Origin of the sequence: Enterobacter sp. SLBN-59 (genome assembly GCF_024807915.1) — a bacterium.
Lineage (GTDB): Bacteria > Pseudomonadota > Gammaproteobacteria > Enterobacterales > Enterobacteriaceae > Enterobacter > Enterobacter asburiae_B.
Genome location: NZ_JANUFI010000001.1, coordinates 1,403,029 through 1,417,598, shown reverse-complemented (window position 1 = coordinate 1,417,598; position 14,570 = coordinate 1,403,029). Strand labels below are relative to the sequence as shown.

The 14,570-nt window shown below is 54.5% G+C and carries 14 protein-coding genes; 6 read left to right on the top strand and 8 right to left on the bottom strand.

From position 1 onward, the window contains the following. Nucleotides 1–4 precede the first annotated feature (4 nt). From pqiB to rmf, 3 genes are all read left to right on the top strand, one after another. The gene (gene pqiB, locus M2422_RS06805) at nt 5–1,645 is read left to right on the top strand and encodes an intermembrane transport protein PqiB (protein ID WP_033145117.1); all 1,641 of its coding nucleotides are present in this window, start codon (nt 5–7) and stop codon (nt 1,643–1,645) included. Further along, nucleotides 1,642–2,208: a membrane integrity-associated transporter subunit PqiC gene (gene pqiC / locus M2422_RS06800; RefSeq protein ID WP_064672232.1), complete on the top strand. Its 567-nt coding sequence runs from the start codon at nt 1,642–1,644 to the stop codon at nt 2,206–2,208. Before pqiB ends, pqiC begins: the two co-directional genes overlap by 4 nt. A gap of 255 nt (nt 2,209–2,463) precedes the next feature. Next, entirely contained in the window at nt 2,464–2,631 is a 168-nt protein-coding gene (gene rmf, locus M2422_RS06795; RefSeq protein ID WP_013097261.1) for a ribosome modulation factor, read from the top strand. A 71-nt stretch (nt 2,632–2,702) separates the two neighbouring features. On the opposite strand, the gene fabA is transcribed toward rmf, so the two are convergent. Both fabA and M2422_RS06785 read right to left on the bottom strand, forming a co-directional pair. After that, a complete protein-coding gene (gene fabA / locus M2422_RS06790; RefSeq protein ID WP_008499931.1) occupies nt 2,703–3,221 on the bottom strand; it encodes a 3-hydroxyacyl-[acyl-carrier-protein] dehydratase FabA in 519 nt (172 codons plus the stop codon). Nucleotides 3,222–3,289: 68 nt separating this feature from the next. Beyond that, entirely contained in the window at nt 3,290–5,050 is a 1,761-nt protein-coding gene (locus M2422_RS06785; RefSeq protein WP_064672233.1) for a Lon protease family protein, read from the bottom strand. A 186-nt stretch (nt 5,051–5,236) separates the two neighbouring features. Between M2422_RS06785 and matP the strand changes: the two genes are divergently transcribed. After that, nucleotides 5,237–5,689 (top strand): macrodomain Ter protein MatP, encoded by a 453-nt coding sequence (gene matP / locus M2422_RS06780; protein WP_032658161.1) that lies wholly within the window; start codon nt 5,237–5,239, stop codon nt 5,687–5,689. 63 nt (nt 5,690–5,752) lie between these two features. On the opposite strand, the gene ompA is transcribed toward matP, so the two are convergent. Then, the gene (ompA, locus tag M2422_RS06775) at nt 5,753–6,808 is read right to left on the bottom strand and encodes a porin OmpA (RefSeq protein WP_023311028.1); all 1,056 of its coding nucleotides are present in this window, start codon (nt 6,806–6,808) and stop codon (nt 5,753–5,755) included. Nucleotides 6,809–7,162: 354 nt separating this feature from the next. Beyond that, nucleotides 7,163–7,672: an SOS-induced cell division inhibitor SulA gene (gene sulA, locus M2422_RS06770; protein ID WP_033145120.1), complete on the bottom strand. Its 510-nt coding sequence runs from the start codon at nt 7,670–7,672 to the stop codon at nt 7,163–7,165. Between the two features lie 217 nt (nt 7,673–7,889). Between sulA and M2422_RS06765 the strand changes: the two genes are divergently transcribed. After that, on the top strand, nt 7,890–8,516 hold the full coding sequence (locus M2422_RS06765) for a TfoX/Sxy family DNA transformation protein (RefSeq protein ID WP_033145121.1): 627 nt from the start codon (nt 7,890–7,892) through the stop codon (nt 8,514–8,516). On the opposite strand, the gene yccS is transcribed toward M2422_RS06765, so the two are convergent. Continuing rightward, nucleotides 8,473–10,635, bottom strand: coding sequence for a YccS family putative transporter (gene yccS, locus M2422_RS06760; RefSeq protein ID WP_064672234.1), 2,163 nt, complete (start codon nt 10,633–10,635; stop codon nt 8,473–8,475). The genes M2422_RS06765 and yccS overlap by 44 nt on opposite strands. Nucleotides 10,636–10,654: 19 nt before the next feature. Further along, nucleotides 10,655–11,101 (bottom strand): YccF domain-containing protein, encoded by a 447-nt coding sequence (locus M2422_RS06755; RefSeq protein ID WP_032649128.1) that lies wholly within the window; start codon nt 11,099–11,101, stop codon nt 10,655–10,657. 123 nt (nt 11,102–11,224) lie between these two features. Between M2422_RS06755 and helD the strand changes: the two genes are divergently transcribed. Beyond that, a complete protein-coding gene (helD, locus tag M2422_RS06750; RefSeq protein ID WP_064672235.1) occupies nt 11,225–13,279 on the top strand; it encodes a DNA helicase IV in 2,055 nt (684 codons plus the stop codon). Nucleotides 13,280–13,336: 57 nt separating this feature from the next. On the opposite strand, the gene mgsA is transcribed toward helD, so the two are convergent. Both mgsA and M2422_RS06740 read right to left on the bottom strand, forming a co-directional pair. Beyond that, on the bottom strand, nt 13,337–13,795 hold the full coding sequence (gene mgsA, locus M2422_RS06745) for a methylglyoxal synthase (RefSeq protein ID WP_033145124.1): 459 nt from the start codon (nt 13,793–13,795) through the stop codon (nt 13,337–13,339). An 80-nt stretch (nt 13,796–13,875) separates the two neighbouring features. Next, nucleotides 13,876–14,538 carry a curli synthesis inhibitor gene (locus M2422_RS06740; RefSeq protein WP_033145125.1) on the bottom strand — a complete coding sequence of 221 codons (663 nt, stop codon included), beginning with the start codon at nt 14,536–14,538 and terminating at the stop codon, nt 13,876–13,878. Between the last annotated feature and the right edge of the window lie 32 nt (nt 14,539–14,570).

Sequence of the window (14,570 nt, the reverse complement as noted above, 5' to 3'; positions counted from 1 at the left end):
GAGCATGGAAAATAAGAGTGGAGAGGCGAAAGTGCAGAAGGTCAAAAACTGGTCGCCGGTGTGGATTTTCCCCATCGTGACCGCGCTGATCGGTGCATGGATCCTGTTTTATCATTACAGCCATCAGGGACCGGAAGTCACGCTGATAACCACCAATGCCGAGGGGATTGAGGGCGGTAAAACGACCATCAAAAGCCGTAGCGTGGACGTGGGCGTGGTCGAAAGCGCAACCCTGACCGACGATTTAACCCATGTGGAAATTAAGGCGCGCCTTAATGCCGGCATGGAAAAACTGCTGCACGGTGATTCCGTTTTCTGGGTCGTTAAACCGCAGGTGGGGCGCGAAGGGATCAGCGGCTTAGGGACGCTGCTCTCTGGAGCCTACATTGAACTGCAGCCCGGCACGAAGGGCAGCCAGCCTGGGCAATATCAGCTTCTCGACTCACCGCCGCTTGCGCCGCCTGATGCCAAGGGTATCCGCGTGATCCTCGACAGCAAAAAAGCGGGTCAGCTCACTGCGGGTGATCCAGTACTGTTCCGCGGCTACCGCGTCGGTTCCGTTGAAACCAGCACCTTCGATGCGCAAAAGCGTACCATCAGCTATCAGCTGTTCATCAATGCGCCAAACGATCGTCTGGTGACCAGCAACGTTCGCTTCTGGAAGGACAGCGGGATCGCGGTCGATCTTACGTCGGCGGGGATGCGCGTAGAAATGGGTTCCTTAACCACGCTGTTTGGCGGCGGGGTGAGCTTTGATGTGCCGGAAGGGCAGGATCTGGGGCAGCCGGTTGCCGAGAAAACGGCGTTCAGACTCTTTGACGATCAGCGAAGCATTCAGGACGCGCTTTATACCGATCACATCGACTTCCTGATGTTCTTCAAAGATTCCGTCCGCGGCCTGCAGCCGGGCGCGCCCGTTGAGTTCCGAGGTATTCGTCTTGGTACGGTTGGGCAAGTTCCGTTCTTTGTTCCGGGCCTGAGCCAGATGCTTGACGATGATTACCGTATTCCGGTACTGATCCGCATCGAGCCGGAACGTCTGCTTAACCAGATTGGCGAGAATCAGGATATTGCCACCCATATCAGTCAACTGATGGACCGTGGTCTGCGAGGTTCCTTGAAGACGGGTAATCTGGTGACCGGTGCGCTGTATGTGGATATGGACTTCTACCCGAAAGCACCGCCGATTACCGGTATTCGTGAATTTGGTGGCTACAAGATCATCCCAACGGTGAGCAGCGGTCTGGCTCAGATCCAGCAGCGTCTGATGGAAACGCTGGATAAGATCAACAATCTGCCACTGAATCCGATGATTGAAGCGGCGACGAACTCTCTGAGCGAAAGCCAGGCAACGATGCGTCGCCTGCAAACCACGCTGGATAACATCAACAAGATCACTGCGAGCCAGAGCATGCAGCAGCTGCCGCAGGATATGCAGAAAACGCTACGTGAGCTGAACCGCAGTATGCAGGGCTTCCAGCCGGGTTCAGCGGCGTACAACAAGATGGTGGCAGATATGCAGCGTCTTGATCAGGTCTTGCGTGAACTGCAGCCGGTGCTGAAAACGCTCAACGAGAAGAGCAATGCGCTGGTGTTCGAAGCGAAAGATAAAAAGGATCCTGAGCCGAAGAGGGCAAAAGAATGAAAAAGTGGCTATTGATGGTTGGCGCTCTGCTGTTAACGGCGTGCAGTTCAGGGGTAGATAATAAAAGCTACTATCAGCTGCCTGTGTCTACACACAGCGGTGGACAAAGCACGGCCAGCCAGGGAAACCGCCAGCTGTGGGTTGAGCAGGTTACCGTGCCGGATTATCTGGCAGGAAACGGCGTGGTCTATCAGACCAGCGAGGTTAAATACGTGATTGCGACGAACAACCTGTGGGCCAGCCCGCTGGATCAGCAGCTGCGTAACACGCTGGTGGCCAATCTGGGCAGCCAGCTTCCGGGCTGGGTTGTCGCATCGCAGCCGCTGGGTAACGACCAGGATACGCTTAACGTCACGGTAACGGGCTTCCACGGCCGCTATGACGGTGCGGTGGTGATTAGCGGGGAGTGGTTGCTGAACCATCAGGGGCAGCTGATTAAGCGTCCTTTCCATCTGGAGCTGAAGCAGCAGAAAGATGGCTATGACGAAATGGTGAAAGTTCTGGCTCAGGGTTGGGCACAGGAGTCGGCCAGCATCGCAAGGGAAATTTCCCGGCTGCCATAAGTAAAATTCATCATTAAAAACCGCAGTTGGCCTGTTGCTGATTGCGGTTTTTTTTCGTTTTCAGTTCAGTTTGTTACTTGTGCCACGTCACAATTTTTGTACAAATGAACTTCCGGCTAGCTCACAAATATGACACCCGTATGAATTTTGAACATTGACGATGCGACTAATTCGGGGTATTCGTTATCTGTGCCTGTGCATTGAGTGCAGACACTGTTTTCTTTCCACCAGACAAAAGAATGAGGGAAACGAGGCATGAAGAGACAGAAACGAGATCGCCTGGAACGGGCTCATCAACGTGGTTATCAGGCCGGCATCGCTGGACGTTCTAAAGAAATGTGTCCTTATCAGACGATAAATCAAAGGTCACAATGGCTTGGAGGCTGGCGAGAAGCCATCGGCGACAGGGCACTCATAGCCTGATAACGTCTCTTTCAAAAAAGAAACCTCCGCAATGCGGAGGTTTCGCCTTTCTGTGGGTGCCAAAAGCACGATCAGAAAGCTGAAGTATCCTGGAACAGGCCAACTTTCAGGTCGCTTGCGCTATAGATCAGACGACCGTCGACCAGCACTTCGCCATCTGCCAGGCCCATAATCAGGCGGCGGTTAACGATGCGCTTGAAGTGAATACGATAGGTCACTTTCTTCGCCGTAGGCAGAACCTGGCCAGTGAATTTTACTTCGCCCACGCCCAGCGCGCGGCCTTTACCTTCGCCGCCCAGCCAGCCCAGATAGAAGCCAACCAGCTGCCACATGGCATCCAGGCCCAGACAGCCAGGCATTACCGGATCGCCAATAAAGTGGCAACCGAAGAACCACAGGTCCGGGTTGATATCGAGTTCTGCTTCTACGTAACCCTTATCGAAGTTGCCGCCGGTTTCGGTCATTTTCACGACACGGTCCATCATCAGCATGTTCGGGGCCGGTAACTGTGGGCCTTTAGCGCCAAACAGTTCACCGCGACCAGAGGCAAGAAGATCTTCTTTTGTATAGGATTCGCGTTTATCTACCATGTTCTCAGTAAGCCTTATTTTAGTGAAGGACGCAGGATAGCTAACACGTGTACGCTGAACAAGTCCGATCAGTTCGAACTAAACCAGCCCAGCCAGCGTAACGGCCATGGATAACGATGACGAGCATCCTGCTGCGTCGCCTGAGCTATGCGCTCCTGGATAGTCTGCATCAGGGTAGTTTGCCCTTCGCCATCCCAAACCAGATTTGTCAGTAAGGGTAGCGCATCCTCAATCCCTTCGATGGCCCAGATGGCGAATTGCTCTTGCTCAACTGCATCCAGAATATCCTGACTGAGGCTCAAATGGCGTGCGTTGGGAGCAGGAATAATCACACCCTGTTTGCCGTTTAAACCGCGCTGCTGACAGATGGAGAAGAAGCCTTCAATTTTTTCGTTGAGGCCTCCCACTGGCTGGGCACGACCGAACTGGTCCACCGAACCGGTGATCGCGATGTTCTGATTGATGGGTACTTCCGCCAGGGCGCTGATTAAGGCGCACAGCTCGGCCATAGAGGCGCTATCACCATCCACTTCGCTGTAGGACTGCTCAAACGTCAGCGAGGCGGAGAAGGGGATCTGTTGCTCAAGCTGCAGCTCTGACATCAAAAACGCCTGCATGATCATCATGCCTTTCGCGTGAATGTTGCCGCCCAGCTCGGCTTTTCGTTCAATATCGGTGAACTCGCCATCGCCAATGTGCACAACGCAGCTGATACGGGACGGTTCCCCGAATGCGCGCGGATGGCCAGGAAATTCAATCACCGACAGGGCGTTGATTTGCCCGACGCGTTCGCCTTCGGTTTCCACCAGAATTTGTTCCAGCAGAATTTCATCCTGCATACGGTCGGCAAGATAGCCTTCTCGCCACTCACGCTGAGCCAGCATCTGAGTGAGCTGTTCTCCGGTGAACGTCCCGTTACCGCTAATCACACCCACTTCACGCAGCTGTTTGCCGATCCAGAGCGGGCAAAGCGGCAGCGTTTCTTGGTCTCCGGTGTAACGTACCGCTTCGCGGATTAAGCCCGGCCACGCGTCAGCCGCAGGGGTTGGCAGCGCAAAACGCTCAGCAACGGCCATCACCCACTGGCACCACTCCGCCATATCGTCGGCGTCAGCAATCTGGATGTTGTCTTCGTATTCGCTATACACCGCCTGCTCAGCGAGTTCTGGCTCCATTTCCTGGAAATCCGCCAGCGATTCGCGGTCGCCCGTCAGCACGACGGTCAGCGACAGCGGCATAGACGGAACAGAGACAGGCAGAGGACGAGACTCATCGTAGCCGACCCAGTCGAAACGCTTCTGGTTGACGATAGTTTTCAGACGCATCCACAGCAGCGGCTGCGAGAGCAGGGTACGCAGTGAGATGATGAGAACACCGCCATTTGCGCGATGAACCAGCCCCGGCTGCAGCGAAAGTTCGCCGTTAAACTGGCGCAGACAACCAAAGAGTTGTTCCGCCTCGACCCAGTTAGCGGTAATCACTTCGCCTTTAACGGCAAAACGGCCATCGGCCTGCGCCGTTGGTTCGAAAGTGACATCATGTCCCGCAATACGATACTGGCCGCCAAAAACTGCGTTCGCTTCCGGCTTCAGCTGGCGCACGGCATCACCGAGCAGCGTCAGGTATTCCGCTTCTTCCGGGGCCTTGAGCAGCATGAAGGGCGCTGTTGCCCATGGGCTTAACACCTGCTCCAGCGCATAATGCAAACGAGGCTGCATATCGCTAAGGATGAATTCGTGTTCTTTTGCGAGTTCGGGCTGTGCAAACAGTTCCTGGTAACTTTCGGTATCCGGAACAAGGTCACGCCATGCAAGTTTCGTAATGGTCAAAGTTGATGTTTTTTAGTCAGATGTAAAAGCGTGGAGTATACCGTAAGCGGGGGGCTGTACCCAAGCAGGATTGGGGATTTCGACAGGGCGATTGGCTGTATTCACTCACAGGATATGATTTCTTTTCAGCAGATTGCTAAAAAACTGATATTCTGAACTGAGTTACGTGGTAACACTGAGATCGCAATGAAATATCAACAACTGGAAAATCTCGAAAGCGGCTGGAAATGGAAGTACCTGGTCAAAAAGCACCGTGAAGGGGAGCTGATCACCTGCTACGTCGAAGCCAGCGCTGCGCAAGAAGCCGTGGATATTTTGCTGACCCTCGAAAATGAACCGGTACAGGTTAACGGCTGGATTGAGAAACACATCAATCCAGCGCTGTTAAACCGGATGAAGCAAACTATCCGCGCGCGACGCAAACGGCATTTTAATGCTGAGCATCAGCACACTCGCAAAAAATCAATCGACCTGGAGTTCGTGGTCTGGCAACGCCTGGCTGGGCTGGCACAACGACGGGGCAAAACGCTTTCGGAAACCATCGTGCAGCTGATTGAGGATGCCGAGCATAAAGAGAAGTACGCCAACCAGATGTCGACGCTGAAGAACGACCTTCAGGCTCTGTTGGGTAAAAAATAGATTTTTCTTTTCTTCAGACAATAAAAAACCCCGCATGGCGGGGTTTTTTTATAAGACGATAACTTATGCCGCTGGCTGAGTTACAACGTCTTTGATGCCTTTAACTTCGATCTCTACGCGACGATCTGGAGCCAGGCAGTCGATCAGTGCAGCGCGAGCTTTCACGTTGTCACAGGTGTTGCCAGTAACTGGGTTAGATTCGCCCATACCACGTGGGGAGATCTTGTTAGCTGGGATACCTTTAGAGATCAGGTAATCAACAACAGACTGAGCACGTTTCTCAGACAGTTTCTGGTTGTAAGCGTCAGAACCGATACGGTCGGTGAAGCCCAGAACCACTACGGAACCGTCTTTAGGATCCAGGTTGCTCAGCTGGGTGTACAGCTGATCCAGTGCCTGCTGACCTTCTGGTTTCAGAGTCGCTTTGTTGAAGTTGAACAGAACGTCAGACTTCAGAGTGAAGTGCTTGGTCTGTACTTCTGGAGCTGGAGCCGGCGCTGGAGCAACAACTGGAGCTGCTTCTTCCTGCTGGCCGAAACGGTAGGATACACCTACGCTCAGCATGCCGTTGTCTGGACGAACACCAACGGTGTTGCCGTCGCCGATGTTGTTAACCCACTGGTATTCCAGACGGGTAGCGATGTCACGGGTCATAGCCCACTCAACGCCACCAGCGAATACTGGGGAAACACCGGTGTCATGGTTGTCACCAGAGATGTTGTTGCTGGAATCTGCGCGCCATACCATGCCGCCCAGACGGGTGTACACGTCCAGATCGTCAGTGATTGGGTAGCCCAGTTTAGCGGTCAGCTGAACGCCCTGTGCTTTGAAAGCGCCGTTAATGGTGTCGCCTTTGTATGGCATACGACCTAACCAGTCGTAACCCATTTCAAAACCAACATACGGGTTAACCTGATAGCCACCGAACGCACCTGCACCAAGCTGGCTCTCGTGAGTTGGGCCATCATTGTTCAGGCTGCTGTTGTACCAGCCGGTGTCGTGGAACTGAGACCAGCCCAGTTTACCACCTGCATACCAAGTATTATCTTTCGGAGCGGCCTGCGCTACGGTAGCGAAGCCAGCCAGTGCCACTGCAATCGCGATAGCTGTCTTTTTCATTTTTTGCGCCTCGTTATCATCCAAAATTCGCCATGAAAATCTCAGGAGAGAATCACGGTTAAATCCTTCACCGGGGGGCGTGGTCAAATATAAATCTACCGATATCTTCGGCTTAGGCCGAGCACCCCTGGCGATGTAAAGTCTACAACGTAGCTGAAAACTTACAAGTGTGAAGTCCGTCAGGCATATGAAAAAAAAAGTTCCGTATACCGATTATTTAACATTTTTCGAACGAATTTTGTGCAATAAAATTAAGGAGAACCGCACCAGACAAGCCTTGCCGCAATTTTCAGGCCGGGAACTTTAATGCCATCTTGTGGTCAAAAAAAATTCCAGGAAAAATCTTAATTTCACTCAATGATACAAATTTGAGTGAATTTTTAGCCCAGAAAGTTGTCCTCTGCGGTAAGAATCCGATCGAACCGGACGCATAATGAACCCGATCGCATTCCCTTCTTCGGCTGCTTCAGTCAGACGGAAATGTTCCTCTTCCGTCAATTCTTCCGGTAACCATCCAATCACCACGCTGTAATTTCCGGTGCGTAACGCGCGGATCATCGACTCAACGGTATCGCACGGCGGGAGCTGATTAATTTGCATGACCTTAGTAAGCGGCAGGCCTGCGGACTGAACCCACTCACGGCTCAGTTTTTGCTGGGGCGTGAGCCAAAGCTGCCAGCGCGATTGCTGACCAAGCTGTTGTAATAACGGCAACAACAGAAGTTGCGTCAACAGGGGCTGGTCTTCACGATAAACCACTTCACTGATAAGCCCCGTGGAAACACGCTCGACGGAATTCTGCGCGACATTGCCTGCGGTAGAAGAGAGAGAGGTTGAGCGATTTGCATAGCCTGAAGTGTGCATATTCATTCCAGCCCTGTAGTTACTGTATGGATATACAGTAACCCCTGTATGCATAAAGATCAACCTCATTTTCGGAAAGCGACTCGCAAAATTCATTCAATGTTGATGTCCCTCGAAAAATCATCTTGCTCATCGGCAATAAGTTGCCTATTTTCCTGCTAACGGATCCGCTAGTAAGAAATTTCGTTGTTACTTTATGATTTTGAAGGGAAATATCATGAAAAAGATATCTTATGAACGGATTTATAAATCCCAGGAATACCTCTCCCCGTTGGGCGAGATTCATCATCGTGCGCTGTTTGGAGGCTATACCCTGGCGGTGGATGATGCGGTTTTTGCCATGGTGTCAGACGGAGAGCTTTATCTTCGCGCCTGTGAAGAGAGTGCGAAATACTGTGTAAAAAATGCCTCCTCTTTTTTGACGTTGATGAAGCGAGGCCGCCCTGTGCTGCTCAACTATTATCGTGTGGATGACGGATTATGGCAGGACAGGGAGCGGCTGCTTCAGCTCTCCTCGTTTGCGCTCAGTGCGGCAAGAAAAGAGCGCTATCAGCGCCATCAACGAAACCGACTCAAGGATCTGCCAAACCTGACCTTTCAGCTTGAAGTCTTGCTCTTTGAAGCTGGCATCACCAATGAGGAAACGCTGCGGGCGCTGGGTGCCAGAGCGAGCTGGCTAAAGATGCGGGCAAAAAACAAAGCGCTCGGTATTAAAGTTCTTTTCGCGCTGGAAGGGGCTATCGAGGGGCTGCATGAGGCGGCACTCCCGGCAGGCATTCGCCGGGAGCTGACGGAGTGGTTTAATGCGCTGCCTGAGCCACAGGAGAATCACTCCTCCAGGTAGCGATTTGCTGTTGCAGCCGGCAAATTTCAGGCAGCAGAGCGATAAGCAGGCCTATTTGCTGAAGAACCAGCGGCGCTTTGCTGTCGTTTTCTGGGTCAAGATGCGCAATGCGTTGAGCCAGTTCATCCAGGGCCTGTTGAACGCGCGGCTCATCGGCCGGTCGGTGATGAAGTGCGTCATCAACGTAGCAGACGGCGTCATCGAGCAGGTTGAGAATGCCCGGGTTGGTGAGTTTCTCACGGTGGGCACCCAGCGTCGAAATATAGCTGGTGAACGTATGGTTCAGACAGAGCAGGCGGAACGCAGTCTCACGAATCTCCACCGTGGCGCGAGGCTCCGTTGACATATTAGAGACAACGGAGGCCAGTTCTGCATCACTGTTGTGCGCGTCGCGACGGGCTATCCGGTAAGCCAGGCGGTTATCGCGCCCCTGGTGGTACTGCTCCAGGATTGCGTCAAGGTATCGACAGTTGGCGTTCATTGCCCTGTCTACCACGCGCGGCAAATTGCGGAAACGCCAGTCCGGCCAGATAAAGCTGACCGCAGCCCAGGCAATCGCACAGCCAATCAGGGTATCGATCACGCGGGGCAGGGCAACTTCAAACCCTTCACCCAGCAGGTTAAAGCAGAGCAGCACCAGCAGCGTGATGAACATGGTGGCGTGGGCGTACTGCACGTTGCGAAACGCGAAGAACAGCACGCCGGTGATCACAATCAGAATCAGTTGACCTTCAACGGAGGGCACGAAATAGAGCACCGGAAGGCCGATCGCGACGCCGACCAGCGTGCCGATAATACGCAGCGCAAGACGGTGTCGGGTGGCGTTATAGTTTGGCTGGCAGACGAACAGGCTGGTCAGCAGGATCCAGTAGCCGTGGTGCAGCCCGGTTATCTGGATAAAGGCATACCCCACGCACAGCACCAGCGACATTCTTACCGCGTGGCGAAAGAGTGCCGACTCCGGCGTAAAGTTACGGCTCAGACGTAGCCACATATCGCTAACGCTGTGCACGCTGTCATCAGCAAGCTGATTTTCCACCTCACTGCCCGGCAGCGCCATCGCCTGTTCGGACTCAATGGTCGCCAGCTGAGCATCAATCGCCCGCAGGTTGTTCAGCAGAAAGCCCAGCGCTTTGATGTGTTCCGGTGACGTTCCGCTGGCCTGAACGCGGTCGAGCGCCGCATCAAGATGACTGAATACGCGTTCAAAGCGGGGGTCATGCTGATAGGGCGTGCGCAGCAGAATGGAGCGCGAGAGCTGCTGACACGCCTGAGACTGCATGGATAGCAGGCGCTGGAAGCGGAACATCACGTCGCTGTAGCGGAACTTCTCGCGCAGGGCCGCGTATTGAACGTGCGAGGAGCTGGCGCGTTCGTGAATGTCCTGGGCGGCAAAATAGTAGTGTAAGGTCCTTCGCGTTCCGCGCTGACCGCGATCGCCGCGCAGACGGGTAAGCAGAGAGGCTTTTGTCTGGTTAAGGGTGGCGACCAGCTGGCCGTTTGCCAGCGCCAGATCGTAGAGCGGAGCCTGACTTTCTTCCTCGATATCCGGGTCGAACAGCCGGGATTTCAGTTCCAGATAGTGGGCTAACTGCTCAAAGCTGCGGGCAAGGTTATCCTGCAGCGGGCGAACCGGGAAGATCAGATGACCGGTTAGCGTCAGCAGGTTATACCAGATGGCGCCCAGCAGCAGGAGAACCGGCTGCTGGTACCACTGGTCGTACAGGGAAACGCCCAGCATGGTGTAGATGGCGATCAGCAATGCACCAAACGCGATGGTGGCATAGCGCTGCCCGAGGCCGCCCAGCAAAATAAACCCGCTGGTTGAGAACGTAAGGCCCAGGGCAAACAGCCAGGGCCACGGGAAAAGCAGCTCAACGGACGCTGACGCAATGAAAAAGCAGACGAGCGTAATGACCAGGTTACGTAAACGTCCGGCCAGACGATCGTCCAGGTCCGCCAGCGCCCCGGCCACCACTCCCAGCGTAAGCGGAATGGTGAGCTTGACATCATTCAGCCACCAGGGCAGGGCAACCGTGCCGCAAAGCGCGATAAATATCCTGACGTTGTATAGCCAGGTGCTGTTCCAGGTATAACGGCGAAGCAATGGGCTTAGCATAAACGCGGCCGGTCCTTATTTACTGAAAACGACGACGCGCGTTAGCTTCACGGGCCGCCTGGGCCACTTCTACCGGAACAACCCTGCGACCGACGGGCCAAAGGGCGATAGCGGCGATCTTAAAGTTCGCTATCCCCACAGGAATACCAATAATCGTGATGCACTGTGCAATACCGGCAAAAATATGCATGATGCACAGCCACCAGCCGAAGAAAATCAGCCACAGTATGTTCAGCAGGGTTCCGCCCGTATTCATCAGGGCGTTTTTGTTCTCCGGATTGAGCTCGTCAACGTGGATAGCTTCATTCCCGTAGGGGATTAAGGAGAGTTTTGTGATTTCCCAGCAGGAACGGGTCAGGGGAAGCGTGAAAATCAGGACGATGCTCACCAGCGTGGCAAAAAGCCAGGAAAGGGTGGTGGCAAAACCGCCCAGCACAAAATTCAACACATTCAGAACGGTACGCATAAACCCTCACTTCCTTTCGATAAAATTAACGCCCAATGATTGTAACGTTTTTTTAGGCTGGAGCACCTTAAAACTGGCAGTTAAACTGTCAGGTAAATTATCTCTTCGTGGATTTGGCGGAACATGGAACTGAAAGCAACGTCGTTAGGCAAACGCCTGGCGCAACACCCTTACGACAGGGTGGTTCTCCTTAATGCCGGGGTGAAAGTCTCCGGGGAACGCCACGAATACCTTATTCCGTTTAATCAGCTTCTGGCTATCCACTGTAAACGCGGGCTGGTGTGGGGCGAGCTGGAGTTCGTTCTGCCTGACGATAAAGTCGTGCGTCTTCACGGCACCGAGTGGGCGGAAACCCAGCGTTTCCATCATCACCTGAACGCACTGTGGCAGCAGTGGAGCCAGGATATGAGCGTAATTGCCGCCCAGGTGCTGCAGCAGGTGCTGGACGATATCGCGAAGAGCAACGCACAGCACGCGTGGCTGACCCGTCAGCAGACCGCCGGGCTGCAGCAAAAGATCCGACAGGCACTCTCGGCGCTGCCGCTCTCCGTGACGCGTCTCGACGAGTTTGACAACTGTCGCGACGCCTGGCGCCAGTGTCAGGCCTGGCTGAATGATAAGGATAAAAGCCGTCTCGCCCATAACCAGGCCTGGATGGACGCTATGCTCACCCAATACGCCGACTTTTTCAGTACGGTGGAATCTTCACCGCTCAATCCGGCCCAGGCGCGCGCGGTTGTCAATGGCGAGCAGTCGCTGCTGGTGCTGGCGGGGGCCGGTAGCGGTAAAACGTCGGTACTGGTGGCGCGTGCCGGCTGGCTGCTGACGACCGGAGAAGCGGTAGCCGATCAAATACTGCTTCTGGCCTTTGGCCGCAAGGCTGCTCAGGAGATGGACGAACGCATCCAGGAACGTCTGCACACGCGGGATATCACGGCCAGAACCTTCCATGCCCTTGCGCTGCATATTATTCAGCAGGGCAGTAAAAAAGTGCCTTCCATCAGTAAGCTGGAAAACGACGCGCAGGCGCGTCAGGCGCTGTTCATCAAAACGTGGCGCCAGCAGTGCAGTGAGAAAAAGGCGCAGGCGAAAGGGTGGCGTCAGTGGCTGGAGGAGGAGCTCGGCTGGGAGGTGCCAGAGGGCAGCTTCTGGCAGGATGACAAACTGGCGCGTCGCCTGGGTTCGCGACTTGACCGCTGGGTCAGCCTGATGCGAATGCATGGTGGAACGCAGGCAGAGATGATTGAAAGCGCGCCGGAGGCGATCCGCGATCTGTTCTCGAAACGGGTCAAGCTGATGGCTCCGCTGCTGAAAGCCTGGAAAAACGCGCTGAAAGAGGAAAATGCCGTCGATTTCTCCGGTTTAATCCATCAGGCCATCATCATTCTTGAGAAGGGACGTTTTGTCAGCCCGTGGAAACACATTCTGGTGGATGAGTTCCAGGATATCTCTCCGCAGCGTGCTGCACTACTCTCGGCGCTACGGGCGCAAAATAAACATACGTCGCTGTTTGCGGTGGGTGACGACTGGCAGGCCATCTATCGCTTCAGCGGGGCGCAGCTCTCCCTGACGACCGCGTTCCACCACTATTTTGGCGAAGGGGATCGCAGCGATCTGGACACCACCTACCGCTTCAATTCACGCATTGGTGAGATCGCCAACCGCTTTATCCAGCAGAACCCGCATCAGCTGGCCAAGCCGCTCAATAGCCTGCGCCCAGGGGATAAAAAAGCGGTCACCCTGCTGGCGGATGACCAGCTGGAGCCGCTGCTGGACAAGCTCAGCGGCTACGCGAAGCCCGATGAACGTATTCTGGTGCTGGCCCGCTACCATCACCTTAAGCCCGCGGCGCTGGAAAAAGCCGCCACCCGCTGGCCGAAACTGCAGCTTGAATTTATGACAATTCACGCCAGCAAAGGGCAGCAGGCTGACTATGTGATTGTGGTGGGGCTGAAAGAGGGCAGCGACGGTTTCCCGGCCCCGGCCCGCGAGTCGGTGATGGAAGAGGCCCTGCTGCCGGTGCCGGAAGATTTCCCGGATGCCGAAGAGCGGCGTTTGCTGTATGTGGCCATCACCCGCGCGCGGCATCGCGTGTGGCTGCTGTTCAATAAAGAGGAGCCATCCGTGTTTGTCGATATCCTGAAGAGTATTGATGTGCCGGTGGCGCGTAAGCCATAACGATGTCAGGCAAGATTTTGTAGCCGGGTAAGGCATAGCCGCCACCCGGCAAAAAAGCTACTTCAGTCTGTCGGAAAGATAACGCTGATAGTCCGGAATAAGGATATCAACCGGCGAGTTAAACTGCGGCGATTCGATGATGAAATCCGCCGTCGACAGGTTTGTCGCCACCGGAATATTCCACACCGTCGCCAGGCGCAGCAGCGCTTTAACATCCGGATCGTGCGGAACCGCGTTCAGCGGGTCCCAGAAGAAGATCAGCACATCAATTTTCCCTTCGGAAATCTGCGCGCCGACCTGCTGATCGCCGCCCATCGGACCGCTCAGCATGGCATTCACCTGCAGACCCGTTTCGCGCTGGATCAGGTTACCGGTTGTGCCGGTCGCCGACAGGGCGTGCTTTTCCAGCGAAGGCTGATGGCGGCGAACCCAGTTAAGCAGCATTTGTTTACAGTGATCGTGCGCCACAAGAGCAATGTGTTTGCGCTCAGGCAGCGTGCGTGTTGTCAGTTCCATAATCATATCCATCAGGTTAACTGACTACACGATGACGGGAACCGTCTGACGCTGCAAGAGAAAGGCGTAAAAAATGTGGCTTATGATGAAGGTTGTTGTTTTGCCCACTGTAAAAACCGGGCCCGCGTGTCGGGATCGGCCTGCTGGAACCAGAATTTAAGGCGCTGTTCCGTCAGGGTCTGGGACTGGGGAGGAATAACGTCCAGTTCAGAGACGCCGGATAGAAGCGTACTGTCGTCCGCCATCATGGTGGCAAACTGCGGAAGCGAGGCGCGTTTCCCCGCTTTGTTATAGGTCTGGGTCGCGGCCTCGTAATCCGGGCCTTTCGGCGAGGTCGTTAACGCCAGAATATCCAGCTTCACCGGAATCGGCATCGCATTCCCGTCCAGAAGTTCAACGCGGGGTGAAGCGTCAAAGGCCGCAGATTCCTTCTCCGTTTCAAGGCGAGGCAGGGTGATGTTCACCTGACTGATTTGCCGGGTATTAAAGCTGACGATCAGCGGCGGGGAAATGTACATCCGTTGCTCGTGATTAGCCAGACCGATCGACTTTTCTACCCGAAAGACCAGCTGATGCGGCCCGTTATCTAACTCGATGCTGTCTGCACCACGCAATAACGAGCTGGAGACCTTTTTTCCGTCCAGTACAAGAAGATCAATGTCGGTAGAGAGCCGGAGCGTGGTAGCAAAAACGCAGACCGGCATCACTAACGCAATCAGGGCAGTGGCAATACCGGTTTTCATAGAAGGCTCCCGTCAGAAATCCTGTCGCCGCA

What these genes read in the sequence shown, in the direction of transcription:
- M2422_RS06740 (WP_033145125.1), bottom strand. Translation starts at nt 14,538, where the DNA reads ATGAAAACCGGTATTGCCACTGCCCTGATTGCGTTAGTGATGCCGGTC.
- ompA (WP_023311028.1), bottom strand. Translation starts at nt 6,808, where the DNA reads ATGAAAAAGACAGCTATCGCGATTGCAGTGGCACTGGCTGGCTTCGCT.
- rmf (WP_013097261.1), top strand. Translation starts at nt 2,464, where the DNA reads ATGAAGAGACAGAAACGAGATCGCCTGGAACGGGCTCATCAACGTGGT.
- M2422_RS06765 (WP_033145121.1), top strand. Translation starts at nt 7,890, where the DNA reads ATGAAAAAGATATCTTATGAACGGATTTATAAATCCCAGGAATACCTC.
- helD (WP_064672235.1), top strand. Translation starts at nt 11,225, where the DNA reads ATGGAACTGAAAGCAACGTCGTTAGGCAAACGCCTGGCGCAACACCCT.
- sulA (WP_033145120.1), bottom strand. Translation starts at nt 7,672, where the DNA reads ATGCACACTTCAGGCTATGCAAATCGCTCAACCTCTCTCTCTTCTACC.
- pqiB (WP_033145117.1), top strand. Translation starts at nt 5, where the DNA reads ATGGAAAATAAGAGTGGAGAGGCGAAAGTGCAGAAGGTCAAAAACTGG.
- yccS (WP_064672234.1), bottom strand. Translation starts at nt 10,635, where the DNA reads ATGCTAAGCCCATTGCTTCGCCGTTATACCTGGAACAGCACCTGGCTA.
- M2422_RS06755 (WP_032649128.1), bottom strand. Translation starts at nt 11,101, where the DNA reads ATGCGTACCGTTCTGAATGTGTTGAATTTTGTGCTGGGCGGTTTTGCC.
- pqiC (WP_064672232.1), top strand. Translation starts at nt 1,642, where the DNA reads ATGAAAAAGTGGCTATTGATGGTTGGCGCTCTGCTGTTAACGGCGTGC.
- mgsA (WP_033145124.1), bottom strand. Translation starts at nt 13,795, where the DNA reads ATGGAACTGACAACACGCACGCTGCCTGAGCGCAAACACATTGCTCTT.
- matP (WP_032658161.1), top strand. Translation starts at nt 5,237, where the DNA reads ATGAAATATCAACAACTGGAAAATCTCGAAAGCGGCTGGAAATGGAAG.
- fabA (WP_008499931.1), bottom strand. Translation starts at nt 3,221, where the DNA reads ATGGTAGATAAACGCGAATCCTATACAAAAGAAGATCTTCTTGCCTCT.